Here is a 24,601-nt window from a genome sequence, read left to right as displayed (position 1 = left end):
CGCGCAGAGGCTGCGCGGCTTTGGATCATCTCGTGATTTGGAGCCGTTTCTAGCCCTTGCAGACCACCAAAGCGTGGCGTTTTTTGCCCGCCGACAGCTTCATCGGCTCCTTGAGCATATCAGCGGTCACCAGAAGGCCCGCATCCTTGTGATCTTCGTCATTCACCTTGGCGCCGCCCTCGGCAAACAGGCGTTTCGCCGCTTTGCCACTGTCGGCGAGACCGGATTTGACGAACAATTGCACGATGGAAATGCCGTCGCCGATGTCCGATGCCGCCAGGTCCACGGTCGGAAGGTCATCGCCCACGCCGCCTTTCTCAAACACCTCGCGCGCGGTGGCCTCGGCGGCCTGCGCAGCCTCGGCGCCATGCAAAAGCGTGGTGACCTCATTGGCGAGAATGATCTTGGCTTCGTTGATCTCTGAACCCTCAAGTGCGCCGAGACGCTCGCACTCTTCGACCGGCAGATCGGTGTAGAGCTTGAGGAAGCGGCCGGTGTCGGCATCCGTCGTGTTGCGCCAGAACTGCCAGAACTCATAGGGCGAGAGCATCTCGGAGTTGAGCCAAACGGCACCGCCTTGGGATTTGCCCATCTTGCGCCCGTCCGAGGTGGTCAAAAGTGGCGTGGTCAGCCCGTAGATTTCATTGTCCAGCACACGACGCGTCAGGTCGATGCCGTTGACGATATTGCCCCACTGATCCGAGCCGCCCATCTGCAAGAGACAGTCGTAGCGGCGGTTCAGCTCCAGGAAGTCATAGGCCTGCAAAATCATGTAGTTGAATTCGAGGAAGGACAGCGATTGCTCGCGGTCCAGACGCGATTTCACGGATTCAAAGGACAGCATCCGGTTGACCGAGAAATGCCGCCCGATGTCGCGCAGGAAATCGAGGTAGTTCAGGCTGTCGAGCCATTCGGCGTTGTTGCGCATGAGCGCAAGATTATTTTGCCCTACCGCTTCGCTACTTGAGGGCGTGTTGCCTGCGTCTGCGTAGTCCAGATAGCGATCGAACACCTGCTGCATGCCTGCGATGTTCTCGTCGATCTGCTCCGGTCCCAACAGAGGGCGCTCGTCGGAGCGGAAAGAGGGGTCGCCCACTTTCGTGGTGCCGCCGCCCATGAGCGTGATCGGCTTGTTGCCGGTCTTCTGGAACCAGCGCAGCAGCATGATGTTCAACAGATGCCCGACGTGCAGCGATTTGGCCGTCGCGTCATAGCCGATATAGGCGGTCACCATCCCCTTGTTCAGCGCGTCGTCCAGCTCTTGCAAATTGGTGCAATCGGCCAAGAACCCGCGCTCAATGATCACGCGCAGGAATTCCGATTTGGGATGGTAGGTCATCTGTCACATTTTCCGTTCAAAGGGTCAGCGCGGCCTGATATATCGGGCTGCGCGTCAAAGGGAAAGAGTGTGATGAGCCGTCAGGGTAAGAAGTCTCCGATCTGGGCCGCCGGATGTATGTCCGGCACGTCATTGGACGGGGTGGATGTGGCACTTTTGAACACCGATGGTGTCGAGATTTTCGACTTCGGCGAAAGCACGTTTCGTGGCTATTCGGAGACGGAACAAGAGATGTTCCGCGCGGAGCTTGGCACCTGGCAGGCGTCACATGAGCTGACCGAGCTGATCGAGACGGCCCATGCCGAGGCCTTGTCCGGGCTTGAGGGCTTTGAGTTGATCGGCTTTCATGGCCAGACCTTGAACCACGCCCCCGATGAGGGCCGGACCTATCAGGCGGGCGACGGCGCGGTTTTGGCCGAGGTCACGGGCGTGCCGGTGGTCTGGGATTTCAGGTCCGCAGATGTCGAGATGGGCGGGCAGGGCGCGCCTTTGGCGCCCTTCTACCATCACGCTTTGGCGCGCTATATCGGGGCGGAGGCGCCGGTCGCCTTTCTCAATCTCGGCGGCGTCGGCAATCTCACTTGGGTCGATCCCTCTGTGGAGGACCCGGCAGCGCCCGGCGCTTTGCTGGCGTTTGACACTGGCCCCGCGAATGCGCCGGTGAACGATCTGATGCGTGCGCGCCGGGGCGAGACCCATGATGCGGACGGTGCATTGGCGGCAAAAGGCGTGCCGGATATGGAGATCGTCGCCAAGGGTCTTGAGCATCCCTATTTCTACAAAATGCCGCCGAAATCTCTGGACCGAAACGATTTTCACGGCGTTCTCGAGGCCGCCCTACCGCTGTCCGACGCCGATGCTGCTGCCACTCTGACCGCCTTTGCCGCGGCTTCGGTCGCGCGCGCCATGGACCATTGTCCGGAGCCGCCGACGGCGCTCTATGTCACCGGCGGCGGGCGTCACAATGCGACGCTGATGGCGATGATTGCGGCGGGGGTGGATTGTCCGGTGCTGCCGGTCGAAGAGGTGGCGCTCGATGGCGATATGCTGGAGGCGCAGGCCTTTGCCTATCTCGCAGTGCGGGTCATCTACGGGATGCCGACCTCTGCGCCGATGACGACTGGCGTGCGAGCCGCGATCGGGGGCGGGCGCATTTCGCGCCCTGATCTGGCCAAGGCCTGAAGCGTTAAAATGGGAGGAGAACAAGACCCGGCAGCTTGCGAGGTGCAACTCCGCCGGGTCCAAAACTCAAAACAATGGGAAAACGTGTGGTCACTGGTTCCCCCCCCGACACTGGTTAACGCGCTCAAGTTAACCCAACGTCAGTTTTAAGCCAGTCTGGAAAACCTTACCATTTTGCCAAATCTGTGGGGAAAAATGCGACAGTATTCCCCGTAACCCGAAATTATCTTCGCCTTGGCCCTAATCAGCTGCGCGGAATCTCAAAATCAGCAGCGGCCAGTTCAAAGCCTTCAAACCGGAAGCCCGGCGAGACCGTACAGCCGACCAGCGTCCAGTCTCCGGTCGTCTTGGCCGCCTGCCAATGATGCGGCGGCACAATGAGTTGGGGCGCTTCTCCGGCCTGTAAATTTGGCCCAAGGATCAAATCCCGCGCCGGGCCGTCTTCCGTCTCCGACAGAGACAGAACCAAAGGCGCGCCCGCGTAGTAATGCCAAATCTCGGTCGCATCGACCCGGTGCCAATGGCTTCGCTCGCCCGCCTTGAGCAGGAAATAGATACAGGTTCCCGTGGCCCGCGCATCGCCTTCGGTCTCGGCGATCCAGGTTTGCCGATAGTGCCCGCCTTCGGGGTGGGGCGTCAGGTTCAGCTTTGCGATGATCTCGTCTGCGGACATTTCTTTTGTCATGATTTCAGATATTTACCTCGTTTTCGCTCACGCATTTGCACATTTAGGACAGTTTTTCAGGAACCATTCCGGCGAGGCCGACGTTGACCCCACAGAAATAAGATCAACGGGAGACTTCCATGTCCAAGAAAATCCTTTTGGCGATGGCCTTTGCCGCGCCCGCACTCGCCGCTTGTCAGATGAGCAACACCGACATGAGCACCGGCGTCGGCGCTGCTGCCGGTGCTGGTCTGGGCTACATCACCGCCGATGCGCTGGGCTCCAGTGACGAATGGACCGTTCTGGCCACGCTGGGTGGCGCTGCTGCCGGCGCTCTGGTCGCCAAGGATGCGAGCGCTGCGACCTGTGCCTATTCGAACGGCGACGGCACCTATTACACGGCGAAATGCCCGTAAGATGCCGGGCACAAGTTGCCTCATGAGTTTGTAAAGTGACCAGTGCTCAGGTTTCTTGTACAGAGTGTTTGTTTTCGAAGGCCTCGCAATATTGCGGGGCCTTTTGCCTTTAAAGCGTTTCTAAAAAACTCGGGGCACTCAATTTTTGAGAAACGGAGCAATATCAATTCAGTGTGGCAACGTTTTTCGCTCAATCTGAGTCAGATTAAACGAAAAACGCTTAGATCATCGGGATCTGCGGTGCGGCCGTCTCCGCCAGCGGGCCATTCATGCGCGGATCGTCCATCACCTCGATGGCGCGGGCGTAGGGGGTAAAGCCTGAGCGGATGTAGAACCCCACGGCCTGCGGGCTGTCCAGCGTACAGGTGTGGACGAAGAACCGCTTGATCGGGCGCGCAAACGCCTTGTCCAGCGCATGTTCCATCAACCACCGCCCGGTGCCGCCGCCGATCAGGCTTTCGTCCAACCCGAAAAACGCCAACTCGGTGTTCTCGGGGTCGCGGAAATCAAGTTCCAATAGGCCAAGGTCCGCGCCGTCTTTGCGCACGGAATAGACCTCGACATTCGGGTCGGTCAGGATTGCGGCAAGCGCGTCATCCGCCATATACATCCGTGAAAACCAAAGCCAATCCTCGCCGACACGTCGATAAAGCGCGCGATACCACTCGAGACCGGGCGCCTCATGGCGGATCAACTCCAAGCCCGGCTGCGCCGGCGCAGGTCGTGGGGCAGGTCGGGAGACCATTTCGAGGTAGGTGACAATGGCGGCGAGCTTGCCGGAGGGCAGCTCGTGGAGGCCATCTTCGAGCGGGCTGGAGAGGGGGCTGGAGAGGGAGGTCTTGATCATTGATGGAAAGTGACGCAGCCGAGCGGGATTTACAAGCTGGCAGCATCGTGATGCACGCGTTTTTCTGACTGTGTTATAGGTGGCATAGGCAAAAAAGGACCCAGATATGAAATCCTTCACTCTTTCGATCGCTCTGGGAATGTCGCTGTTGTTTTCTGCGCAAATGGGCGTTTCCCAAACCATGGATCATACGCATGGCGCGGATGGCACTGGCCACGATGAAGTGACTATGCCCGGACTGCGCGGTGGTGACGCCACGCTGCAGGAAAGTGCCGAGCTGGAGGTGATGTTCCGGAATTTCACCACGCTCTCGCGCGAGGTCGAAAACCTGCCGAACGGCATTCGCACCGTGACACGGTCTTCGGACCCGGAAGTGATGGATGCGCTGGTGAGCCATGTGGTCGGCATGTCGGCACGGGTAGATGAAGGGCGCGATCCGCAGATCATGATCCAATCCCCGACGCTGGACATTTTCTTCGACCGCACCGGCGCGATCGAAACGGAGATTGAGGTGACGGACGCGGGAATCGTTGTGGTGCAAACCTCGGATGACCCGGAGATTGTCACCGCGCTTAATGTTCATGCCGCCGAGGTCTCTGACATGGCTGCCCGCGGCATGGTGCCAGTGCATGAGCGGATGATGAAGCAGGCGCAGGAGGGGTGAGCTTATTTGGCGATAAAGCTGCCGGAAGCGTCACGCAGGAACTGCAAGGAAGTGCGGTTTTCCATCAAGATGTCCAACATACTGTCATCCCTATTCAACACGATGCCCAAAGCCACATAGGCCATATCTTCTGGTCGCGTATCTTTCGTACCGAAGAGAAATAGCCCCGTATCCTGAATGTTCGTGTCGGGATCTGGCGCGCGCGGTTCGCGCCTCTCTATGCGCTGGACCGTATCCTTGCCATCTATAATATCCTTCGCGACATGACAGCGTGCGAAATATGCCCCATGCGCGACGGGGTCCTCGTCTTCGAGACGCAAAGGGTCCACGTCAATGATATGATAGTCTTGAAATTGAATTGTGTCGTGGAGTTGAATGGCGCGCAGACCGACTGGAACATTGCTTAATCTTCCAGTCCAACCACGATCATCGCGTCTGTCTACTTCGACCCACATACGTTCGACATCGTAAGCATCCCCGCCTGTACCCTCGAAGATAAGCTTGACGCAGTCTCCGATTTCAACACTTGCAAGTGTATCGCTTGAGGGGATGTTGAAGGTGTAAGGGGCCTCTTCACGGATTGGGCGCGGGTCAATCAGTGTCCAGCCGGGACGCCTAAAGCGTCGGATCAGAGAAGATAGGAAATCAAACATGAAAAAACTCCGGGCGAATGCTCCCGGAGTCTCTCATCTCTATGGCATAAATGTGGCGGTACGCTCACTTCCTCAAAATCGCCGTCCCGGCATATTCTGCCGTCGCGCCCAGTTGTTCCTCGATGCGGATCAGCTGGTTGTATTTCGCCATCCTGTCGGAGCGCGACATGGAGCCGGTTTTGATTTGGCCGCAGTTGGTGGCAACCGCAAGGTCCGCAATCGTCGCGTCCTCGGTCTCGCCGGAGCGGTGCGACATCACGTTGGTGTAGCGCGCGCGGTGGGCCATATCGACGGCTTTGAGCGTCTCGGAGAGCGATCCGATCTGGTTCACTTTGACCAGCATGGAGTTGGCCACGCCTTGCTCGATGCCAGAGGCCAGACGCTCCGGGTTGGTCACGAAGAGATCGTCGCCCACGAGTTGGACTTTATCGCCGAGTTTGTCGGTCAAAAGCTTCCACCCGGCCCAGTCGTCCTCGGCCATGCCGTCTTCGATCGAGATGATCGGGTAGTCGTTGCACAGCTCGACGAGGTAGTCGGCGTTTTCCTCAGAGGTGAGCGATTTGCCCTCGCCCTTCATCTCGTATTTGCCGCCCTCGTAATATTCGGTCGAGGCGCAATCGAGCGCGAGGTAGATGTCTTCGCCCGGTTTGTAGCCGGCTTTCTCGATGGCGGAGAGCACGAAATCCAGCGCTTCGCGGGTGGACGAGATGTTCGGGGCAAAGCCGCCCTCGTCGCCGATGCCGGTGTTGTAACCGGCGGCGGAGAGCTCTTTTTTCAGTGTGTGAAACACTTCGGAGCCCATGCGGATCGCTTCTTTCACATTCGCGGCCGAGACCGGCATGATCATGAATTCCTGAAAGTCGATCGGGTTGTCGGCATGCTCACCGCCGTTGATGATGTTCATCATAGGCACCGGCAGAACGCGGGCGGCGGAGCCACCGACGTAGCGGTAGAGCGGCAGGGCGGAGTAATCCGCAGCAGCTTTGGCCGCAGCCAGCGAGACGCCGAGAATGGCGTTGGCGCCAAGGCGGCCTTTGTTCGGCGTGCCGTCCAGCTCGATCATCACGGCGTCGAGGGCTTCTTGCTCGGTGGCGTCCATGCCGACGAGGGCTTCGGCAATCTCACCGTTCACGGCGGCGACGGCTTCCAAAACGCCTTTGCCCAGATAGCGGGACTTGTCACCGTCGCGCTTTTCCACGGCTTCATGCGCACCGGTCGAGGCGCCCGACGGCACGGCAGCGCGGCCCATGGTGCCGTCTTCAAGGATGACGTCCACTTCCACGGTCGGATTGCCGCGGCTGTCGAGAATTTCGCGACCGATGATGTCGATGATGGTGCTCATGGCGTAGTCCCTTTTCAATTTGGTGGGCAATTCGGTTGGCGGGCCAGTTGCCTGTTTGATACCAGCCGGGGCGGGTAGGTCAACAACCCATGCGCTAACATTGGCCAACTCTTTGAAAACGACGCTTTCTAAAGCGGGGTTAAATCCGGCGTTATATCCCGGGCGCTTCGAGATCTGTCCTCAAAGTGTCACGATCCAGCCGCGCCAATCTGCGTTCGCGCAGGAAGCTGTAAAGCCCGGAGGCGATGATCAGCGCGGAGCCGAGATAGGTCATCAGATCGGGCCGCTCGCCAAAGACCAGGATGCCCCCGATCATGGTAAAGATCAGGCGGGTGTAGCGAAACGGCGTGACGGCGGAGGCATCGCCAAGCCGCATGCCCGCGACGATCAATGCATAGCCCAAAACGCCGCCGGAAATCGCCACAAGCGTCATGGCGAGAAGCGACGGCGTATAGGGCACGAGGCTTTCGCCGGACATCCACAGAGTGAACAGCGCGGCGGGGAGGACGGCGAGGAAGGCCTGAAACGACACCACAGATGACGGCACGGCGACGTCGATCACACGGGTCATCAGATCGCGTGCAGCGACGGCCGCCACGGTGACGAGCACCCAGAGCACCTGCGGTTCAAAAGCCGAGAGGCCGGGGCGAATGATCATCAAGACGCCCGCAAAGCCCACCGCAATCGCGCTCCACCGCCGCCAGCCGACGCGCTCGCCCAGAAACAGCGCCGCGCCCAGCGTGACCACCAAAGGCATGGATTGGAACACGGCGCCGACGGTGGAAATGTCGACCCGCGAGAGTGCGGTGACAAAAGCGACAGAGGCCACGGCTTCGGTCGCGGCGCGCAACAGGACCATCAGACGCCAGTTGCGGGCCGCAAGGATCGGATCACGGCGCAGCAAAGCCCAGACCAGAAAGGCGCTGGCCCCACCCAAAGCGACCACCACAAGCACCTGTCCCACCGGCACACGCGTGGAGAGCTGTTTGATGAACATGTCCTCCACGGTGAAAAAGGCCATGGAGCCGATGATCATGAGAATGGCGCGCAAATTGTGCATAAGGGGTCCCGAGTGTTTTCCCGAAGCTTGCCCTGTCGCGAGGACAGGCGGCAAGCTCTGTGACGCCCACAAAGCTGCAGACGGGGGAGGGCGAAACCACTCACCCCCAGGTCGCGATGCGTTCACCCTTTCTTGCGCACCCCGTAAAGCTCAAGGCGATGGCCTTTGAGATCGAACCCCAGTCGCTCCGCGATTTTCTCCTGCAACGCTTCGATCTCCGGGTCGACGAATTCGATGACCTGCCCGGTCTCCATGTCGATCAGATGATCGTGATGCGCCCGATCCGCCGGCTCGTACCGCGCGCGGCCGTCGCCGAATTCGAGCTTGTCCAAAATGCCGCGCTCTTCGAACAGCTTCACCGTGCGGTACACCGTGGCCAGCGAAATTTTCGGGTCCTTGGCGGAGGCGCGGGCGTAAAGTTCCTCGACATCCGGATGATCCGCCGCCTCTTCGAGCACAGAGGCGATGACGCGGCGTTGCTCGGTCAGGCGCAGGCCCTTGGCCTCGCAACGCATCAGGATCGTGTCTGTCATGAGGGCTCCGGCTCTGGTGTTCGACCCAAAGGTAAAAAAACGGGCCGGATTGGTCCAGCCCGCTTTTGCGACTTACTCGCAATTGTTGGTTCGCGCTTTTGGGGGTGGGCGTTCGAGTCTCATTTGACCATGCTCAGAACCATCTTGTCGAAGACCCGATGCGGCAGCAGGCGGCGCAGGACGTAGAGCAGGTTTGCATATTTCCCGGCGCGATAGATCGTTTTGGGATGTCTGGCCGAGATGGCTTTGGAAATCGCTTTCGAGACGGTGCCGGGCGCCGATTGGGCCTGGGCGTCTGCATTGCGCAGCCCATCGTAGAGCGGCTTATAGGCGGGTTCTTTTTCGTTGCGAGTCAACTCTTTGGTCAGAACCTCGGAAAAGCCGGTGTCGATCAGCCCGGGTGCGATCAGCACCATCTGGATGCCCTTGTCCTCAACCTCCAGCCGCAGGGCGTTGGTGAAGCCTTCGACAAAGAATTTGGTGCCGTGATACCAGGCGCCCAAAGGCGTGTGGATCGTGCCGCCGATGGAGGAGATGTTGAGGATCCGCCCCGCTTGCTGTGCGCGCATATGCGGCAGGACCAATTGTGTCATGCGGGCCAGCCCCATGATGTTGACCTCCAATTGGCGGCGTCCGGTCTCCATCGGAATATCCTCGACCGCGCCATAGGTGGCGTAGCCCGCGTTGTTGATCAGCACGTCGATCCGGCCTTCGGCCTCGATCACCTGCTGGACGGCGGCAACCATGCTGGCGTCTTCGGTGACATCGAGGGCAAGCGTATGCCCGCCCGCCTCGATGAGGGGGGCCATGGCCTCCACCCGCCGGGCGGCGCCATAGACGATGTGGCCCTCGCGGATCAGATCGAGCGCGCTTTGTTGGCCGATGCCGGACGAGGCGCCGGTGATCAGGATCACTTTCGGCGCCGACCTTTTCGGCCCTGTGGCGTGATGCGAGGTTGTCATGAGGGACCTTTCTTTGACTTCTGGGCGTGGGATATGCAACAAGGTTGTCATGTAAATGACCGCCAGTCACTAAATTAATGACCGTCGGTCATTTGTAAAGGGAGATCGGCGCGAATCCGGGAAGTGAAGTCACATGTCTTTGAGGGAAAACAAAAAAAGAGCCAGAACAGCGGAGGAGAAAACTGACCGGCGGTCAGTTGTCCTGTCGGCGGCGCGTGAGATGATTGCCGAATCCGGGTTCGAGAGCGTCACCATGTCCGGCCTTGCGAAACGCGCGGGCCTCGCCAAGGGCACGCTCTATCTCTATGTGAAAACCAAGGAAGAGGTCTTTGCTCTGCTGTTTGTCGAGGGGCTGAGCGGTTATGTCGACGCGCTTTTGCCTCATGTCGGAGAGGATGAGGCATTGATCCGGGCGATGTCGATGGAAGCGCGCGAGAATGCGCTGTTCCTGCCGTTGATGGCGCGGCTCACCACGATCATCGAAGCCAACCTGTCGCGCGAGGCTTTGATCCGCACGAAACGCGCAGTCGGGGCGCAGGCCGCACGTCTGACGACCGAAATGGCCACCGAGCGCGCGATGGGCAGTGGCGAGGCCTTCGATCTGGTGCATGCCTTGTTCGTGGCTCTGCAAGGCGCGGCACAACTCTCCGTCGCACGGCCCGCGTTTTTCGACGAGTTGCCGGAAGATGTGAAACAGGTTTACGGCGCCTCTGAGCCCGACGCGGCCTTTGTCACCGCTGCGCGCTTGATCCTCAAAGGTGCCGCTGACGCAAGCGCCTAAACCCCATTTAAACGAGCAGAGTGCCCTCCATCATGCGGATCGCTTGACCGCCGATGGTGACGCCTTCGGGGGTGGCATGGACCGAGATTCGCGAGGGACGCCCCATGTCGTCGCCTTGGTGAATTGTCATGGTGATGTCGCCGCCGTCGCGCTCCTGAAAGAGCCGCCCAAGGGCCGCCGCCGCAGACCCCGTCGCGGGATCTTCGGGAATGTCGTCGAGCGGTGCAAACATGCGCATGTGAACCGTGTCGCCATCGCGCCAATAGGGCACTTGGGCAAAGTCGAGGCCCATCGGGTAGCGCGCATGGCCCTCGCGGAAACTGGCGATGTCGCACGTGATGCGTGCCAAAGCCGCGCGCGAGGTCAGTTCCGTGAAGGTGAACGCGAGCCCCATCCCCGCCATGACAGGCGCGGATGCAAGCTCGCTCTCAGCCAATCCCAGCGCTTTGGCCACCAGAGCCGCTTCAGGATGCGCGAGGGTCTCAAGCGGCTGCGTGGCGGTGAATTCGGCTTTGCCACCTGCGGCTGTCGCGGTGATCAACCCGACCTTCAACTCAAGCCGCAACTCCGGCCCATAGCCCATCTCAGAGAGCGCCACGGCCGCACCGATGGTGGGATGCCCCGCAAAAGGCACCTCCATCGTCGGCGTGAAAATCCTGAGCCGCGCGGTGTTCCCCGCCTCCTCGGGCGGATAGAGAAACACCGTCTCCGAATAGTTGAATTCGCGCGCGATCTTTTGCAGCTGCTCTTCGGGCAGGGGGGCCGCCTCGGGCACCACGGCCAGAGGATTGCCGCCAAAGGCGCGATCGGTGAAGACGTCATAGGTCAGGTATTTCGTCATACATCCAACTCCGGTTCAGGGCCGACACGTTTCGCGACGGCGGCGACGGTGAGACCCTGGACGATGATGGAGAAGACCACCACGATATAGGTTGCCGTCAGGATCAGCGGTTTCCATTCGCTGTCGGGCAAGGAGAGGGCGAGGGCGACGGAAATCCCGCCTTTGAGCCCGCCCCAGGTCATGATCGGGATGGTGCCTTTCGAGAAATCCGAGAAGGGTTTGAGCATCAGAACCGGGATCGCCACCGCCGTGAGCCGCGCGACGAGTGCCAAAACGATGGCCATAAGGCCGGCGATGACGGAAGAGGTTTCGAAAGCGATGGCGAAGACCTCGAAGCCGATCATCAGGAAGAGGAGGGCGTTCAGGATCTCGTCGATCATCTTCCAGAAGGCATCGACATAGCGGCGGGTTTCTTCGGACATGCCGTATCTCGCGCCCACATCGCCGATCAAAAGCCCGGCGCAGACCGCCATGATCGGGGCGGAGACATGCAGCGCGACCGCCAGCTCATAGCCACCGAACGCGAGCCCCAAGGTGATCAGCACCTCAAGCGCATAGTCGTCAATGAGGCGCATCACGCGGAAGGTCAGCCAACCGAGAATAAGACCCAACAAAGCACCGCCGATGGCCTCTTGGGCAAAGAGCCAAAGCGCGCCTTCGACGGCATTCTCACTCCCATGCGTATCGCCGTGCCCCGTGCCCGCAAAGGCCAGGCCAACCAGCACCAGATAGACCACATAGCCCACGCCATCGTTGAACAGGCTCTCGCCCGCGATCTTGGTCTCAAGGCTTTTCGGCAGAGACGCCTGCCGCAACACGCCCAGAACCGCCACCGGATCGGTCGGCGAAATCAGCGCCCCGAAGGTCAGCGCGATCAACAAGGGCATGCCGGTCAGCCAGCTAAAGCCTGCGCCCACCACGGCGGTGGACAGAGCCACGCCCAAGGTTGCCATGAGAAACACCGGCCTCCATTGCGCGCGAAGATCGGAGACCTTCACATGCAACGCGCCTGCAAAGAGCAACAGCCCCAACATGCCCTCCAACAGCGTGTCGGAGAAATCAAAGGCCAGAACCTCGGCGCGGATGGTCTCTTCGACCTGCGAGGCGGGGTAGATGACGTCGAGGCCGATCACCGCGAGAGAGGCAATGAGCGCCACGACGAGAATGCCGATGGAGGAGGGGAGTTTCAAAAACAGATAATTGATCGCCCCGAAGGCGCCGGCGAGCACGATCAGAAGCGAGGTGATTTGCAGAAGGGTCATGGGAATGCCTCGAGAGGGAACCGTAAAAATCGTCTTGGGTCGGGTTTAAAACGATTTCTCGACAAGCGCACCACAGATTATCGCATACCGCATTCGCAGAGACGACATGATACCGTGGAAACTTCCCGTCAGATCAGGGACTTGTCAGGGCCTTGTCTGGCGCAAATCGGCCCAGATCGGCAAATGGTCGGACGCTTGGCGCGACAACACCGTCTCCGCCACGCCCGCGTCGCGCATTTCTAACGCGGGGGTAAAGGCGACGCGGTCCAGCGCGGCCATCGGGCGCGAGGCGTGAAACGAGCGTCCCGGCGCGTGGATGTCAAAGGCGTCACGTAACGGATCGAGGCCCTGCGTGCGCGACCATTCGTTGAAATCGCCCAAGATGACGGTGGGGCGGTCGTCGAGTTTGGCCAGATGCGCACGAATGGCGTGAAGCTGTTTCTGCCGCGAGCTGCGCAACAGGCCCAGATGCACCCCCACGACGCGCAGGTTTGGCAGATCCACCGCCACCGATCCACGCGGCTCCAACCCCGGCAGATCGAAACGATGCACCGCCTCGACCAAGGCCCCTTTGCGCACCAAAATCGCATTGCCATGCCAGCCGACGGAGACCGGCGAGGTGTTGACGGGCAGGGCGGTGAACTCTGTATGCGTGTCGATCATCCGAGACGGCAGCGCGGCGGGGCGCGGCCCCAACCGCAGATCGGCCTCTTGCAGCGCAATGACGTCTGCCTCAAGGCTGTTGATCACATCCAACACCCGCCCCGGCGCACGCTTGCCATCCGTGCCTTTGCATTTGCGCAGATTATATGAGGCGAGGCGCAGCGCGCCGGTTTCCACTTTCGGTATCATCCGGTTAACATAGGCATTCAACAACAGGATTTCACCATGTCTGCCAAAGAGACCTTGCAAGAGCTGATGACCAAGGCCCGCGCCCAGCCCTTGGTGATGCGCCTCGTCTGGGTGGCGCTTTTGGCGGAATTCGTCGCGGGCCTCGTGGCGTCCCGCTACACCTCGTCCTTCATCGCGCTGGGCACATTCGGGCTGACGCTCGTGCCGATGTTTTTTGCGCGTCGCTTTCACATTTACATCCCGCGCTCCTTCATGGCGGGGATTGTGCTCTTCATCTTCGCGACGCTGTTTCTGGGCGAGGTGGGCGATTTCTACAATCGCTATTGGTGGTGGGACGTGGTGCTGCACGGCGGTTCGGCACTGGGCTTTGGCCTTGTGGGCTTCATCGCGATTTTCATGCTGTTCCAAGGCGACCGTTATGCCGCGCCCCCTTGGGCGATGGGGCTTTTCGCCTTTTGTTTTGCGATGTCCATCGGTGCGATTTGGGAGATTTTCGAATATACCATGGATCAGGCGTTCGGCACGAATATGCAGAAATCCGGCCTTCAGGACACGATGTGGGACCTGATCGTCGATGCGGGCGGCGGCCTTGTGGGGGCAGTGTCCGGCGCGATCTACGTGGCCTTTGATCGCAATACCCTCTTTGCCAGCCTGATCCGCGATTTCATCACCCGCAACAAGCGGTTGTTCGGGAAATATCGCTCGAAGTGAGAGATCACGTTCCGCAGAACGTCTTGTGCACCACCTGATCCTCTCTCGGCGGATGCGTCAAATCCTCATCGTCTTTCGCCAGTTCGAAAGGAGTGCTCAGCACCCGCGCCAGCCGCGCCGCCTTGCTTTCATCGCCCTCAAGTGCGGCTTGAATCGCCTCTTCGATCCGATGATTGCGCGGGATGACGGCGGGGCTGGTCTTGGCGATGATCTCTTGCCAATTCTCAGAACGCCGTGCCTCCCAACGCGGCACCCAGGCGTCAAACGCCGCCCGATCCAGCATCCAGTCGCGTGCGGAGCCATCCAGCAAACCTCTGAAGGTGTTGGTGAAATCCGCACCGTCCTTGGCCATCAGTCCCAAGAGGTCCTGAATGAGCGTCAAATCCGCCTCACTCGGATCGGAAATCCCAAGCTTTGCGCCAAACACCCTACGCCACTGGGCCTGATAGGCCTCGGGGAAGGCATTCAAAACCTCGGTCAACGCATCAATCGCCTTATGCTGCCCGCCGAGCTCCTCTTCCATTTGCGGCACGAAACAAGACCCAAGCTGCGCCAGATTCCAATGCGCCATGGAGGGCTGTTGCTCATAGGCATAGCGCCCGAATTGGTCGATGGAACTGTAAACCGCCTTGGGGGAATAGCCGTCGATGAAGGCGCAGGGACCGTAATCAATCGTCTCGCCCGACACCGCCATATTGTCCGTGTTCATCACCCCGTGGACAAAGCCCAGCCCCATCCATGTCGCGATCAACCGCGCCTGCGCTTTGACGATTTCTGCGTAAAGCTCGAGCGTATCTTTGGCCTTCGGGTAATGCCGCGCGCGGACGTGGTCGGTCAAAATCTTGACAGAGGCCTCATCGCCGCGTGCCGTGAAATATTGAAACGTGCCAACCCGGATGTGACTGGACGCAATGCGCACCAAAAGCCCGCCGGGATAGGCGCGCTCACGCTGCACCCGCCCGCCGGTCCGAAGCGCCGCCAAGGCGCGCGTCGTCGGCACTCCCGCCGCATGCATGAACTCGCTGACGATATATTCGCGCAGCACCGGCCCGATCCACGCCCGCCCGTCGCCATTGCGCGAATACGGCGTCCGACCCGCGCCTTTGAGGTGAATGTCGAACCGGCCATCCTCTGTGACCACCTCGCCCAAAAGCACCGCGCGCCCGTCGCCCAGCTGCGGCGACCAGCCGCCGAACTGATGCCCGGCATAGACCTGTGCAATCGGATCGGCGCCCTCGGGGATAACATTGCCCGCAAGCATCGGCGCATCCCAGTCGGATACACCCAAGGTCTCCGCCAAAGGCGCATTCCAAAGCATGACTTCGGGTGCGGGCGATAGCTCCGGCGCGATCCTGGTGTGAAACTCTTTCGGCAGGCGGGCATAGGAATTGTCAAACTGGGTCATAGCCTCAATGTAATCCGTTTCCTTTGCTGGCCAAATACTCATTGAAGGCGGCGGACACGCTCCGTCAATAGATCAAAGAACCCATCCGCATCCGCATCTCCCATGAACATCGCATTCTTGGGCCGATCCGTGACGCCCCACCAATCGGCGACGGTCATGCCACGGGTCAGTTTCGACTGGGTTTCGATCTCGACATTGATGAAACGCCCGGAAAACAGTTCCGGCTTGATCAGATAGGCGATCACCGTCGGATCGTGCAAAGGGCCACCCTGCGAGCCGTATTTCTCGATGTCGAAACGCTCAAAAAAGTCGAGCCAGCCTGCGACCACTTCGCCCAGGTGAGTGCCAAACTCCTTGAACGCCTGCAAACGCGGCGCGGTGACCAGCACTTTATGCGTACAATCCAGCGGCATCACCGTCAGTTTGACGCCAGATTTAAACACAATATCCGCCGCTTCCGGGTCGACGTAGATGTTGAATTCGGCGGCGGGGGTGATGTTTCCGACTTCGAAATAGGCGCCGCCCATCAGGACGATTTCCTGCACCCGCTCGACAATATCCGGCGCTTTTTCAAAGGCGGTCGCGATGTTGGTCAAAGGCCCCATCGGGCAAAGCGTCACCGTGCCGGGGGCCTCGCGGCGCAGCGTTTCGATGATGAAATCCACGCCGTGCTGCTTTTGCAAAGGCATCGTCGGCGTCGGCAATTCGATCCCGTCGAGGCCGGTTTTGCCGTGCACATGTTCGGCGGTCACCAGCGTGTGTGCCAGCGGCCGATCACAGCCCGCGAAGACCAAGACATCCGGACGCCCGGCGACTTCGCAGATTTTGCGCGCATTCTCGGAGGTGCGCTCGATCGGCACATTCCCGGCGACCGCGACGATGCCCAAAAGGTCGATCTCCTCGGGCGAGCCAAGCGCCAGAAGGATCGCCATGGCGTCATCCTGTCCGGGGTCCGTGTCGATGATGATTTTGCGCGGAAAGTCCGACATAGGCGTGCCTTTTACTGGGTGGTCAAAGGCGTAGCATGCTCCGGGCAAAACGGGATGTAAAGCCGATCAGACCACCTTGGCGCCAGACTTAGCGGCGCACTTGGCGCGCGCCGTCTGCCCCACGCACAATCACCGTGCGAATGCCCGCGATGTCCGTGTTCGACAAAGATTTCGCCGCCGTGATCTGACGCTGCGCCGGGCTGAGGGCGGGCACCGTCTCAGAGGGCGCACGCAGGCGGAAATCGAAGACCAAAGTGTCGGCGCGATCAGAGGGTGCGGCGACCAGTTCGGCGTCATAATAGCCTGCAGAGGGCAGGGCGGCGGTGGCGGTTACGATGGCGCCGGAGGCGGATTTGACCATCTGCAACTCAATGATCTGAGGTGCCAGCGGGCGGGTGTCGACAAAGACCGGATAGCCTTTGCGCGGCGCAAGGGTTCTCAGCACCGTGACGTTCTGGCCATTTTCATCCACGGCAACGGCTTCGGATTTGCCGAACCAGTTGAGCGGGTTGAACCGCGACTCTCTCACCGTGGCGCAGCCCGCCAACAGGGACAGAACCAGCCCCGAAATGATCACCTGACGCCGCATCGGCTTCTCCCTTACACGCTCGTGGTCCTTCGTTGCCCAAGGGCTACCCGAAAAGCCCCCTGTTGAAAAGCCCGCGTTGTGTCTCCGCGCCGAAAACGCGAGGGTCAGAGCGGTGGACTGGACCTTTGCCGGGCAAGGGCTTATGTGATTTGCGAGAGCAAAACCGAGGAGCTGATCATGGCGCAAGAGTCCTTCGAAGAGATTGTCGAGACCTTTGAGTTTCTGGACGATTGGGAGGATCGCTATCGCCATGTGATCGAGATGGGCAAGGCCTTTCCGCCCTTGGACGATGCCTTCAAAGTTCCCGCGACAAAGGTCGAAGGCTGCGCCTCGCAGGTCTGGCTGGTGCCCACCGTCGAGGATGGCGCATTCGACTTCCAGGGCGCCTCGGATGCGATGATCGTGCAGGGTTTGATCGCCATTTTGCACGAATTGTTCGCCGGGCTTGCGGTTTCTGAGGTGCTTGCCACGGATGCCCATGCCGAGCTTGCCCGTCTGGGCCTCGACGAACATCTGTCGTCGCAGCGCTCCAACGGGTTGCGCGCCATGGTCGAACGCATCATGGAGACCGCGCAGAAAGCGGCCTGAGGATGGCAGAGTTCAAGCTCCCCACGTGATCCCCTCTTGGCAAGTGTTCTCTTTTTGTTCATGTTTGAGGCATGAGCCACGAATCCAGAGTCTCCTCCGATCTTTCGAGTGATTTCTTCAGCGACACGCTGCCTTTGGGGCTGGTGCCCAAGGCGCGTGGCAGCACGTCAAACGCCACAGGGCGGTTTGAAAAACTGGCCCGCGAAACCTTCATCGACGGTTGGGACGCGGAGCTTGAGCAAAGCGTGATGCGCACCACCACGGTGGACGAGCGCCCGCGCAAGATCATCACCCGCAACGACAGTCCAGACATTCCGTTCGACCGTTCGATCAACCCCTATCGCGGTTGCGAACACGGCTGTTCCTATTGTTTCGCCCGTCCGAGCCACGCCTATCTCGGCCTGTCGCCGGGGCTGGATTTCGAAACTCGGCTGACGCGCAAACTCGGCGCGGCGGAGGTCCTGCGGCGCGAACTCGCGGCCAAAAGCTATGAGGTCGCGCCGATTGCCATGGGCACAAACACCGACCCCTATCAGCCGATCGAGGCGCGCGACCGCATCATGCGCAGCATTCTCGAGGTGCTCTCAGAGCACAATCACCCGGTGACCATCGTCACCAAGGGCACCTTGATCGAGCGCGACATCGACATTCTGGCGCCGATGGCCGCGAAAGGTCTTGTGCATGTCGGGGTGTCCGTGACCACGCTCGGCTCGCGCCTGTCGCGTCAGTTGGAACCCCGCGCGCCGGTGCCGGCGCGGCGGCTGAAAACCATCCGCGCGCTGTCGGAGGCGGGCATTCCCGTCCGCGTCATGGTCGCGCCGGTTATTCCTGCGCTCACCGATCACGAGTTGGAGGCGATCCTTGCCGCTGCTGCCACCCATGGGGCCAAAGCGGCGGCCTATATCATGCTGCGCTTGCCTCTGGAGGTCGCGCCCTTGTTCGAAGAGTGGCTCGACACCCATGTGCCCGACCGCGCCGCGCGGGTGATGAACCGGGTGCGTGAGCTGCGCGGCGGCAAGGCCAATGACAGCACCTTCGGCAAGCGGATGCGCGGCGAAGGCGAATGGGCGGAGCTGATGTCGAAACGCTTCGAAATCGCGCTGAGCCGCGCCGGGCTCACGCGGCAGGGGACAAAACTGCGCACGGATCTCTTTGCCGTGCCGCCCAAACCGGGGGATCAGCTGAGCCTGTTTTAAAACGCGTCCTCGGCCGTATCTGCGTCGACAGCGAAGGGGCCAAGGGCTGCTACGACCTGTTCGAGTGTCGGCCTCGGTCCTTTGGGGCGGCTTTCGAGTGCCTGTTTCATGGCGTTGAGATGCGCGGGACGTGTGCCGCAGCACCCTCCGATGATCCGCGCGCCTGCATCGCGCGCGAGACAGGCGTAATCGGCCATCATCTCGGGCGTGATGTCGTAATGCAGCTGCCCGTCGATCACCTGCGGCAGGCCTGCGTTGGCCTTGGCCACGATGGGGCATTCGGGCGCGCGGGCCGTCAGGTCCAGAATGCTGCGCACCACAGCGGATGGCCCCGCGCCGCAATTCGCGCCATAGGCCAAAGGCGGATGCGCCATCGTGTCCACCAGAGTGGAAAGCTGTGCCGGGGTGACGCCCATCATGGTCGCGCTGCCCGTGTCGAAACTCATCGTCCCGATCCAAGGCAGCCCCGCTTTGCGGGCGCCTTCTGCGGCGGCGCTCAACTCATCGAGCGAAGACATGGTTTCGATCCAGGCCACGTCGGCGCCACCGGCTTTCAGCGCTTGCGCCTGATTGAAAAACATTTCGGTGGCGGCCGCCTGGGAGAGCGTGCCCATCGGGGCCAAAATCTCTCCCGTCGGCCCCATCGTCCCGGCGACGACCACCGGGCGTGTGGCGGTGTCGGCGGCTTGGCGGGTCAGCTCGGCAGCGGTTTTGTTGAACTCAAAGACCTGAGCTTCTGCGCCCATATGTTTCAGCCGTGCCGAGGTGCCGCCAAAGGAGTTGGTCAGAAGAATGTCGGCGCCTGCGGCGATGGCTTCTTTGTGTAACGTCAGGACGCACTCGGGTCTGTCGAAAGTCCACATCTCCGGCGCCGTGCCACGCGGGAGGCCCATGTCATAGAGCCCCGTCGCCATTGCGCCATCGGCCAAAAGCCAATCACGGGCGCTCAGAAGTTGGCTCAGCGTGGTGTCAGTCTGCGTATCGGGCACGAGTTCGGGCATGCGGCCTCCGGCAAAGGTAATGTCTGACGTCCTAAAACTTTTTCGGCCAAGTGGCAAAGCGGATGGGCGACAGCAGGCTCAGTTGCGGCGCAGTTTGAGGGCCCTCGTGACCCGCAGCGTCGGGTGGGTGGCCGAGCGGGCGGCTTTCATCGGGTTGGCGGTCACTTTCGGCGGCGGGGCTGTCACGCGACGCAGGATGTCCATGCCTGCCACGGTGAGGGCCAGCCGCGAAGGTGCCGCCAGATAAAGCGTTTCCCACTGCGGCGCGAAGGCCGATTTGAAACGGCGCAGACCGGCGGCCCCGGAGCGGGACAGAAATTTCTGACGCAGCCAGCGGGTCAGGGCATTGCGATCTTCGCCTTGCCACGGCACGGCGGCCAAGGACAGGCGCGGCACGCCCTGTTTGCGGGCGGCTTCAATCGCTTTGACGATCAAAAGCTGGATCGTGCCATCGGGCGCGGCCTCGCCGGTGCGCATCAGGTCGAGCGTCATCTCATTGCGGCTTTCATGGAAGCTCACGAAGGCCACGAGGTTGGTGCCTTGCCAGGCCAGGAACACGCGCTGACAGGAAATGTAATCGCGATCATAGGTGCCCATGGAGAACCCGCGTTCCTGACCGCGCATCGCGAGCCATTCGGCGGCCACACGGTCCATTTGGTCCAGAGGCAATTCACGGGCGCCTTCGGTGACGCGAATGCGGCCCTCTTCGGCCTTGCGCAAAACACGTCTCAATTGGCGTGTTTTGGAGCCTTCGAGACTAAACTCAGCCGGGATGAGCCAGGCTTCTTCGGCGGTGGGCAGCACTTGCCAGCCCGCGCGGCGGGCGGAGGCGGCCATGCGGGCGCCGCATTTGTAGATCGCAGGCATGCGGTAGCGCCGGGTGGCGGCACGCGACAGCGCATCTCGGGTTTGCGCCGGACAATGCGCAGCCAGTGGGTCGGACAGCATGACCAGCGACTGACCGATCGGAGATGCAAGCCCCAGCGCCGTGCCATCGGCGGCAGACAGTAGAGAGAAGTCGCGGGTGCGCAAAAGCCCGGCCTCGGCGCGGGGGGCTGCAAAAATTTGCACTTCGAGTTGCGGCGACAGGTAGGGCGAGGAGGAGGTTTTCACCAGATGCGGCTCGCGGGCGAGATTGCAGCGCCGGGGACCACGCAGGATGAACAGCGCGGAAATCGCCGCCGGCACCCCGTAGTAGACCAGGCGAAAGGCGACCACGGCGCCCAAGAGCGGCTCGAGCGGAATCGCAGGCAGGAGGGACGCCAGAGTGGCCTCGAAGGGACCAACGCCGCCGGGGGTCGAACTGATGAGACCGGCGCCGAGAGAGAAGAGATAGGCCGACACCGTGTGGCCCAGTGGCAGCAGCAGGTGATCGGGCAAAAGCACATAAAGCGCGAGGCCGGCACAGATCGTGTCGATGGCGGCGAGGCCCACGACGGTGACCATGGTCTTGATCGAGGGCCAAGGCAGGCGAACCAACGCGCGCGGCGGGTAGATCGAGAGGGCGGCCAGCGTGAGGAAAAGCGCGATGGCACCGGTCGCGAGTGTTTTCATCCAAGGCACCTCGGGCTGAAACACCAAAAGCGCCATGGCGGCGATCACCGCCCAGCCCATGAGAAAGGACAAGGCGACAGCGCCGGAGAGGCGCGCGGCCTGCCAGAGCGTCAGTTCGGGCAGCATGCGCCAGCGGATGAGCGTGCCGGTGAGCGCGCCAAAGCCCAAAGCCTGCGACAGGCCAATGGCGACGATGCCGGAACTGCGGGCGGAACTGTCGGAAATGCCGGTTCCGAGCTGAGCGTGCAGCACCCGGTCATATTGGCCGACGGCCCAGAAACTGGCGAGCGTGGCCAATCCTGCCAGCCCCCACTGACCGGGGGTGACGGTGGCGACGGTGGCGAACACCGCTTTCATGTCGAGATGCGCGACTTTCTCCCACAAAAGCCAGGCGAAAAACACCATGACGGCCAATGGCACCATCTGTTTTCCGAGGAGTTTATGCAGGCCTTTGCGGTCGCCTTGACGATCCGAGAGCGCAGGTTTTGCGCGGGATTTTCGACCGGGAGACGGCGGTATCAGGGCGGCGGAGCGTTTGAGGCTGTCCTCAATCTCGATCTGGCTTTGTCGCATCGGATTCGCTCCTTCGGGCCTGTTGGCTCCTTGAACGGAGCCCTGTTGCTCAACACCTTTGGAGGCGTGCCTTGAGAAGCACACATGTCTTGCAGCGCTGAGGTGGTGTTGAGAGCCTTAAGCGCATTTTCCCAATATTCGATTAAAGCCTGCCGGCGCGGGTCATTTCGGGACCTGTCGACAGGGCTTTGGCGCGACCGGAAGCTTTGCGGGGGCGTCTTATCGGATATTGGGGGGGATGTATCAGAACAAGGCCCGCATTCGCAATGCAGGCCTCTCAAGGCGTCACGTTTGAGTGACGCGATCAGGATGGAACCGTGATGCCGCTACGGAAAAGCGCTCAGCTTTCCGTCATCTCGGATTTGGCTGCGCTCAGGAAACCGCTGTAAAGCTCGCGCAGCTGTTGCATGTTCACGGCGGCGCCCAAGTCTTCGGCCACTTTGGTGAGCACATCCTCGTAACCGGCCTCTTTCATGTCGGCGCGGATCACGTCCTTGATATAATCGTCAAGCTCCGCAGGCGTTTTGCCGAGCTTCTCGGCGGCCCAGATGGCGAGCTTTTTGTTGGCGCGCGATTCGATGCGGAATTGAGTTGCGGAGTCGTGGGCATATTTGCTTTCAAACGCCGCTTCGCGTTCGTCAAAGGTGGTCATGGCGGGCTCCTCCTCAGTCAACCTTTGGTTAAGATTATGCCCTCTGCGCCGCGGTCGGACAAGGAGATAGATCAAGGTTTCGTTTAAATTATAGGCGAGATTGAAACGGGATTGCGGGCAGGAGGGGAGGGCGCGCACATGTGTCATAATTCCGTCTCACGCGGGTCGGGCCACCTTGCCCCGAAGGCCGCCTTGCCCTAAAGAGCGCATTTGAAGTGGCCGGTCGCATCGATTCCCGGCCCCACCAGCTTTTGGAGGCCCCATGGCGCGCCGCAAGAAAATCTACGAAGGCAAAGCGAAAACGCTCTACGAAGGTCCGGAACCGGGCACTTTGGTGCAGTATTTCAAGGATGACGCCACCGCGTTCAACGCCGAGAAAAAGGCGACGATCGAGGGCAAGGGCGTTCTCAACAACCGCCTGTCCGAGTTTTTCATGACCGGCCTGACGTCTCTGGGCATCCCGAACCACTTTATCAAGCGTCTGAACATGCGCGAGCAGCTGATCCGCCAGTGCGAGATCATCCCGCTCGAAGTCATCGTGCGCAATTATGCCGCCGGGTCCATGGCGAAACGTTTGGGTCTCGAAGAAGGCATGCGCCTGCCGCGGCCCATTATCGAGTTCTCCTATAAGGACGACGCTCTGGGCGATCCGCTGGTGCCGGAAGAATACATCATCGCCTTCGGCTGGGCCTCCCAGCAGGATATGGATGACATTGTGGCGCTGGCGCTGCGTGTGAACGACTATATGTCCGGTGTGATGTATGGCGTGGGCATCAAGCTGATCGACTTCAAAATCGAGATCGGGCGCGTTTGGGATGGCGATTTCATGCGGCTGATCGTGGCCGATGAAATCAGCCCCGACTCCTGCCGCCTCTGGGACATCGAAAGCGGGCAGAAGCTCGACAAGGATGTGTTCCGCCGCGATCTCGGCTCGCTGACCGATGCCTACACGGAAGTGGCGCGCCGTCTGGGCGTGTTGCCGACGAATGGCCCGATCGGCGACAAGCCGACGCTGATCAACTGAACTTTCAAAGACTGCCCGAAAGAGGATAAACCCATGAAAGCCCGCGTTTTTGTCATGCTGAAAAACGGTGTTCTGGACCCCCAAGGCGCCGCCGTGCAACACGCGCTGGGTGCGCTTGGTTTTGACGGCGTGAACGAAGTTCGCCAAGGCAAGGTGATCGAGCTCGATCTCGCCGATGGCACCACGGAAGCCTCGATCAACGAGATGTGCGAAAAGCTTCTCGCCAACACGGTGATCGAAAGCTACCGGGTCGAATTGCTCTGATCCGCAAGGCGGTTTGAACATTTTAAAGACGCCCGTCAGAGTTTTGGCGGGCGTTTTTCGTTCCGTATCACTTTGCACAAGTTCCGGTTCGCCAGCGGCGTCCTGCTCCGCTTATCTCAGGAGAGATAAACAGGAGCTTTCGCGATGAATTTTCAAGGACTTCCCACCCTCACGGCCCATGCCTATCGACTGGGCAAACCCGATGCCAATGGGCAAGCGCCCGAGCATGTGCTGAACCCTTATGAGGCGGCGCCCTGTCGGCATTGCCTGCGCAATATCCCCAAGGGCCACGGCATGTTGATTTGCGCGCATCGACCTTTTGAGACCCGCAATCCCTATGCGGAAACCGGTCCGATTTTCCTCTGTGCCGCCCATTGCGCGCCCTATCGGGGTGAGGGCTTGCCGGAGGTTCTGACCACGTCTCCAGACTATTTGATCAAGGGCTATTCCATGGACGAGCGCATCGTCTACGGCACCGGGCGGGTGACGCCACAGGCTGAGATTGAAAGCTATTGCGCGGCGCTTCTGGCGCGCGACGAGATCGCCTTCGTCGACATCCGATCCGCGCGCAACAATTGCTGGCAGGTGCGGGTGACGCGATAAGCGGGGTTTGCAGGGGCGCGGCACTGTCCTATGAGAGGGGTGTTTCTCTGTTTC

At 60.7% G+C, this 24,601-nt stretch carries 27 protein-coding genes; 10 read left to right on the top strand and 17 right to left on the bottom strand.

All coding sequences use genetic code 11. The annotated features are described in order from the left end of the window. Nucleotides 1-49 precede the first annotated feature (49 nt). On the bottom strand, nucleotides 50-1,339 hold the full coding sequence (gene tyrS / locus HCZ23_RS05600; RefSeq protein WP_167600712.1) for a tyrosine--tRNA ligase: 1,290 nt from the start codon (nucleotides 1,337-1,339) through the stop codon (nucleotides 50-52). A gap of 72 nt (nucleotides 1,340-1,411) precedes the next feature. On the opposite strand from tyrS, the gene HCZ23_RS05595 reads away from it, so the two are divergent. Beyond that, complete coding sequence (locus HCZ23_RS05595) at nucleotides 1,412-2,521, top strand: anhydro-N-acetylmuramic acid kinase (RefSeq protein ID WP_167600711.1); 1,110 nt, start codon at nucleotides 1,412-1,414, stop codon at nucleotides 2,519-2,521. A 244-nt stretch (nucleotides 2,522-2,765) separates the two neighbouring features. Here HCZ23_RS05595 and HCZ23_RS05590 read toward each other — a convergent pair whose 3' ends face one another. Continuing rightward, nucleotides 2,766-3,194 carry a cupin domain-containing protein gene (locus tag HCZ23_RS05590; RefSeq protein ID WP_167600710.1) on the bottom strand — a complete coding sequence of 143 codons (429 nt, stop codon included), beginning with the start codon at nucleotides 3,192-3,194 and terminating at the stop codon, nucleotides 2,766-2,768. A 131-nt stretch (nucleotides 3,195-3,325) separates the two neighbouring features. Between HCZ23_RS05590 and HCZ23_RS05585 the strand changes: the two genes are divergently transcribed. After that, entirely contained in the window at nucleotides 3,326-3,601 is a 276-nt protein-coding gene (locus tag HCZ23_RS05585) for a glucose-6-phosphate isomerase (protein ID WP_167600709.1), read from the top strand. Nucleotides 3,602-3,821: 220 nt separating this feature from the next. Here HCZ23_RS05585 and HCZ23_RS05580 read toward each other — a convergent pair whose 3' ends face one another. Then, entirely contained in the window at nucleotides 3,822-4,448 is a 627-nt protein-coding gene (locus HCZ23_RS05580) for a GNAT family N-acetyltransferase (protein WP_167600708.1), read from the bottom strand. 106 nt (nucleotides 4,449-4,554) lie between these two features. Here HCZ23_RS05580 and HCZ23_RS05575 point away from each other — a divergent pair, with 106 nt between their 5' ends. Next, on the top strand, nucleotides 4,555-5,112 hold the full coding sequence (locus tag HCZ23_RS05575) for a hypothetical protein (protein ID WP_254869939.1): 558 nt from the start codon (nucleotides 4,555-4,557) through the stop codon (nucleotides 5,110-5,112). 2 nt (nucleotides 5,113-5,114) lie between these two features. Here HCZ23_RS05575 and HCZ23_RS05570 read toward each other — a convergent pair whose 3' ends face one another. From HCZ23_RS05570 to HCZ23_RS05550, 5 genes are all read right to left on the bottom strand, one after another. Next, nucleotides 5,115-5,765 carry a DUF2314 domain-containing protein gene (locus tag HCZ23_RS05570; protein ID WP_167600707.1) on the bottom strand — a complete coding sequence of 217 codons (651 nt, stop codon included), beginning with the start codon at nucleotides 5,763-5,765 and terminating at the stop codon, nucleotides 5,115-5,117. A 64-nt stretch (nucleotides 5,766-5,829) separates the two neighbouring features. Then, entirely contained in the window at nucleotides 5,830-7,107 is a 1,278-nt protein-coding gene (eno, locus tag HCZ23_RS05565) for a phosphopyruvate hydratase (RefSeq protein ID WP_167600706.1), read from the bottom strand. A gap of 151 nt (nucleotides 7,108-7,258) precedes the next feature. After that, nucleotides 7,259-8,167 carry a DMT family transporter gene (locus tag HCZ23_RS05560; RefSeq protein WP_167600705.1) on the bottom strand — a complete coding sequence of 303 codons (909 nt, stop codon included), beginning with the start codon at nucleotides 8,165-8,167 and terminating at the stop codon, nucleotides 7,259-7,261. Nucleotides 8,168-8,289: 122 nt separating this feature from the next. Beyond that, nucleotides 8,290-8,700: a Fur family transcriptional regulator gene (locus HCZ23_RS05555; protein WP_167600704.1), complete on the bottom strand. Its 411-nt coding sequence runs from the start codon at nucleotides 8,698-8,700 to the stop codon at nucleotides 8,290-8,292. A gap of 119 nt (nucleotides 8,701-8,819) precedes the next feature. Next, entirely contained in the window at nucleotides 8,820-9,662 is an 843-nt protein-coding gene (locus tag HCZ23_RS05550; protein WP_167600703.1) for an oxidoreductase, read from the bottom strand. A 133-nt stretch (nucleotides 9,663-9,795) separates the two neighbouring features. Here HCZ23_RS05550 and HCZ23_RS05545 point away from each other — a divergent pair, with 133 nt between their 5' ends. Then, on the top strand, nucleotides 9,796-10,443 hold the full coding sequence (locus tag HCZ23_RS05545) for a TetR/AcrR family transcriptional regulator (protein ID WP_303048526.1): 648 nt from the start codon (nucleotides 9,796-9,798) through the stop codon (nucleotides 10,441-10,443). Between the two features lie 7 nt (nucleotides 10,444-10,450). On the opposite strand, the gene HCZ23_RS05540 is transcribed toward HCZ23_RS05545, so the two are convergent. From HCZ23_RS05540 to HCZ23_RS05530, 3 genes are all read right to left on the bottom strand, one after another. Continuing rightward, on the bottom strand, nucleotides 10,451-11,284 hold the full coding sequence (locus HCZ23_RS05540) for a PhzF family phenazine biosynthesis protein (RefSeq protein ID WP_167600702.1): 834 nt from the start codon (nucleotides 11,282-11,284) through the stop codon (nucleotides 10,451-10,453). Further along, entirely contained in the window at nucleotides 11,281-12,546 is a 1,266-nt protein-coding gene (locus HCZ23_RS05535) for a sodium:proton antiporter (protein ID WP_167600701.1), read from the bottom strand. Before HCZ23_RS05535 ends, HCZ23_RS05540 begins: the two co-directional genes overlap by 4 nt. A 144-nt stretch (nucleotides 12,547-12,690) precedes the next feature. Beyond that, a complete protein-coding gene (locus HCZ23_RS05530; RefSeq protein WP_167600700.1) occupies nucleotides 12,691-13,398 on the bottom strand; it encodes an endonuclease/exonuclease/phosphatase family protein in 708 nt (235 codons plus the stop codon). 36 nt (nucleotides 13,399-13,434) lie between these two features. Between HCZ23_RS05530 and HCZ23_RS05525 the strand changes: the two genes are divergently transcribed. Then, nucleotides 13,435-14,109: a hypothetical protein gene (locus HCZ23_RS05525; protein WP_254869938.1), complete on the top strand. Its 675-nt coding sequence runs from the start codon at nucleotides 13,435-13,437 to the stop codon at nucleotides 14,107-14,109. 4 nt (nucleotides 14,110-14,113) lie between these two features. On the opposite strand, the gene HCZ23_RS05520 is transcribed toward HCZ23_RS05525, so the two are convergent. The 3 genes from HCZ23_RS05520 to HCZ23_RS05510 all read right to left on the bottom strand — a co-directional run bounded on the left by HCZ23_RS05520 (nucleotide 14,114) and on the right by HCZ23_RS05510 (nucleotide 17,092). Beyond that, nucleotides 14,114-15,514, bottom strand: a complete 1,401-nt coding sequence (locus tag HCZ23_RS05520) for a YdiU family protein (protein WP_167600699.1) — start codon at nucleotides 15,512-15,514, stop codon at nucleotides 14,114-14,116. Between the two features lie 38 nt (nucleotides 15,515-15,552). Further along, complete coding sequence (locus tag HCZ23_RS05515) at nucleotides 15,553-16,503, bottom strand: nucleoside hydrolase (RefSeq protein WP_167600698.1); 951 nt, start codon at nucleotides 16,501-16,503, stop codon at nucleotides 15,553-15,555. Nucleotides 16,504-16,591: 88 nt separating this feature from the next. After that, nucleotides 16,592-17,092 (bottom strand): hypothetical protein, encoded by a 501-nt coding sequence (locus HCZ23_RS05510; RefSeq protein ID WP_167600697.1) that lies wholly within the window; start codon nucleotides 17,090-17,092, stop codon nucleotides 16,592-16,594. A gap of 177 nt (nucleotides 17,093-17,269) precedes the next feature. On the opposite strand from HCZ23_RS05510, the gene HCZ23_RS05505 reads away from it, so the two are divergent. Next, entirely contained in the window at nucleotides 17,270-17,680 is a 411-nt protein-coding gene (locus tag HCZ23_RS05505) for a SufE family protein (RefSeq protein ID WP_167600696.1), read from the top strand. 71 nt (nucleotides 17,681-17,751) lie between these two features. Continuing rightward, nucleotides 17,752-18,876 carry a PA0069 family radical SAM protein gene (locus HCZ23_RS05500; protein WP_167600695.1) on the top strand — a complete coding sequence of 375 codons (1,125 nt, stop codon included), beginning with the start codon at nucleotides 17,752-17,754 and terminating at the stop codon, nucleotides 18,874-18,876. Here HCZ23_RS05500 and bmt read toward each other — a convergent pair. The 3 genes from bmt to HCZ23_RS05485 form a co-directional block, all read right to left on the bottom strand. Next, nucleotides 18,873-19,877, bottom strand: a complete 1,005-nt coding sequence (bmt, locus tag HCZ23_RS05495) for a betaine--homocysteine S-methyltransferase (protein ID WP_167600694.1) — start codon at nucleotides 19,875-19,877, stop codon at nucleotides 18,873-18,875. The two genes, HCZ23_RS05500 and bmt, sit on opposite strands and share 4 nt — an antisense overlap. Nucleotides 19,878-19,955: 78 nt before the next feature. Next, nucleotides 19,956-22,004 carry a phosphatidylglycerol lysyltransferase domain-containing protein gene (locus tag HCZ23_RS05490; protein WP_167600693.1) on the bottom strand — a complete coding sequence of 683 codons (2,049 nt, stop codon included), beginning with the start codon at nucleotides 22,002-22,004 and terminating at the stop codon, nucleotides 19,956-19,958. A gap of 340 nt (nucleotides 22,005-22,344) precedes the next feature. Beyond that, nucleotides 22,345-22,656 carry a DUF1476 domain-containing protein gene (locus HCZ23_RS05485; RefSeq protein ID WP_167600692.1) on the bottom strand — a complete coding sequence of 104 codons (312 nt, stop codon included), beginning with the start codon at nucleotides 22,654-22,656 and terminating at the stop codon, nucleotides 22,345-22,347. A gap of 262 nt (nucleotides 22,657-22,918) precedes the next feature. Here HCZ23_RS05485 and purC point away from each other — a divergent pair, with 262 nt between their 5' ends. The 3 genes from purC (at nucleotide 22,919) to HCZ23_RS05470 (ending at nucleotide 24,547) form a co-directional block, all read left to right on the top strand. Next, a complete protein-coding gene (gene purC, locus HCZ23_RS05480; RefSeq protein WP_167600691.1) occupies nucleotides 22,919-23,680 on the top strand; it encodes a phosphoribosylaminoimidazolesuccinocarboxamide synthase in 762 nt (253 codons plus the stop codon). 33 nt (nucleotides 23,681-23,713) lie between these two features. Continuing rightward, entirely contained in the window at nucleotides 23,714-23,944 is a 231-nt protein-coding gene (gene purS / locus HCZ23_RS05475) for a phosphoribosylformylglycinamidine synthase subunit PurS (RefSeq protein ID WP_167600690.1), read from the top strand. 144 nt (nucleotides 23,945-24,088) lie between these two features. After that, a complete protein-coding gene (locus HCZ23_RS05470; protein WP_167600689.1) occupies nucleotides 24,089-24,547 on the top strand; it encodes a DUF1203 domain-containing protein in 459 nt (152 codons plus the stop codon). Nucleotides 24,548-24,601: the final 54 nt, after the last annotated feature.

This window comes from Celeribacter sp. HF31, from assembly GCF_011806455.1.
GTDB lineage: Bacteria > Pseudomonadota > Alphaproteobacteria > Rhodobacterales > Rhodobacteraceae > Celeribacter.
The sequence above is the reverse complement of the archived record's forward strand: the minus strand, read 5'-3'. Positions and strand labels throughout refer to the sequence as shown.

Bases quoted from the DNA above. Each gene is read 5' to 3' on its own strand.
- tyrS (WP_167600712.1), bottom strand. From the start codon at position 1,339: ATGACCTACCATCCCAAATCGGAATTCCTGCGCGTGATCATTGAGCGC.
- HCZ23_RS05595 (WP_167600711.1), top strand. From the start codon at position 1,412: ATGAGCCGTCAGGGTAAGAAGTCTCCGATCTGGGCCGCCGGATGTATG.
- HCZ23_RS05590 (WP_167600710.1), bottom strand. From the start codon at position 3,194: ATGTCCGCAGACGAGATCATCGCAAAGCTGAACCTGACGCCCCACCCC.
- HCZ23_RS05585 (WP_167600709.1), top strand. From the start codon at position 3,326: ATGTCCAAGAAAATCCTTTTGGCGATGGCCTTTGCCGCGCCCGCACTC.
- HCZ23_RS05580 (WP_167600708.1), bottom strand. From the start codon at position 4,448: ATGATCAAGACCTCCCTCTCCAGCCCCCTCTCCAGCCCGCTCGAAGAT.
- HCZ23_RS05575 (WP_254869939.1), top strand. From the start codon at position 4,555: ATGAAATCCTTCACTCTTTCGATCGCTCTGGGAATGTCGCTGTTGTTT.
- HCZ23_RS05570 (WP_167600707.1), bottom strand. From the start codon at position 5,765: ATGTTTGATTTCCTATCTTCTCTGATCCGACGCTTTAGGCGTCCCGGC.
- eno (WP_167600706.1), bottom strand. From the start codon at position 7,107: ATGAGCACCATCATCGACATCATCGGTCGCGAAATTCTCGACAGCCGC.
- HCZ23_RS05560 (WP_167600705.1), bottom strand. From the start codon at position 8,167: ATGCACAATTTGCGCGCCATTCTCATGATCATCGGCTCCATGGCCTTT.
- HCZ23_RS05555 (WP_167600704.1), bottom strand. From the start codon at position 8,700: ATGACAGACACGATCCTGATGCGTTGCGAGGCCAAGGGCCTGCGCCTG.
- HCZ23_RS05550 (WP_167600703.1), bottom strand. From the start codon at position 9,662: ATGACAACCTCGCATCACGCCACAGGGCCGAAAAGGTCGGCGCCGAAA.
- HCZ23_RS05545 (WP_303048526.1), top strand. From the start codon at position 9,796: ATGTCTTTGAGGGAAAACAAAAAAAGAGCCAGAACAGCGGAGGAGAAA.
- HCZ23_RS05540 (WP_167600702.1), bottom strand. From the start codon at position 11,284: ATGACGAAATACCTGACCTATGACGTCTTCACCGATCGCGCCTTTGGC.
- HCZ23_RS05535 (WP_167600701.1), bottom strand. From the start codon at position 12,546: ATGACCCTTCTGCAAATCACCTCGCTTCTGATCGTGCTCGCCGGCGCC.
- HCZ23_RS05530 (WP_167600700.1), bottom strand. From the start codon at position 13,398: ATGATACCGAAAGTGGAAACCGGCGCGCTGCGCCTCGCCTCATATAAT.
- HCZ23_RS05525 (WP_254869938.1), top strand. From the start codon at position 13,435: ATGTCTGCCAAAGAGACCTTGCAAGAGCTGATGACCAAGGCCCGCGCC.
- HCZ23_RS05520 (WP_167600699.1), bottom strand. From the start codon at position 15,514: ATGACCCAGTTTGACAATTCCTATGCCCGCCTGCCGAAAGAGTTTCAC.
- HCZ23_RS05515 (WP_167600698.1), bottom strand. From the start codon at position 16,503: ATGTCGGACTTTCCGCGCAAAATCATCATCGACACGGACCCCGGACAG.
- HCZ23_RS05510 (WP_167600697.1), bottom strand. From the start codon at position 17,092: ATGCGGCGTCAGGTGATCATTTCGGGGCTGGTTCTGTCCCTGTTGGCG.
- HCZ23_RS05505 (WP_167600696.1), top strand. From the start codon at position 17,270: ATGGCGCAAGAGTCCTTCGAAGAGATTGTCGAGACCTTTGAGTTTCTG.
- HCZ23_RS05500 (WP_167600695.1), top strand. From the start codon at position 17,752: ATGAGCCACGAATCCAGAGTCTCCTCCGATCTTTCGAGTGATTTCTTC.
- bmt (WP_167600694.1), bottom strand. From the start codon at position 19,877: ATGCCCGAACTCGTGCCCGATACGCAGACTGACACCACGCTGAGCCAA.
- HCZ23_RS05490 (WP_167600693.1), bottom strand. From the start codon at position 22,004: ATGCGACAAAGCCAGATCGAGATTGAGGACAGCCTCAAACGCTCCGCC.
- HCZ23_RS05485 (WP_167600692.1), bottom strand. From the start codon at position 22,656: ATGACCACCTTTGACGAACGCGAAGCGGCGTTTGAAAGCAAATATGCC.
- purC (WP_167600691.1), top strand. From the start codon at position 22,919: ATGGCGCGCCGCAAGAAAATCTACGAAGGCAAAGCGAAAACGCTCTAC.
- purS (WP_167600690.1), top strand. From the start codon at position 23,714: ATGAAAGCCCGCGTTTTTGTCATGCTGAAAAACGGTGTTCTGGACCCC.
- HCZ23_RS05470 (WP_167600689.1), top strand. From the start codon at position 24,089: ATGAATTTTCAAGGACTTCCCACCCTCACGGCCCATGCCTATCGACTG.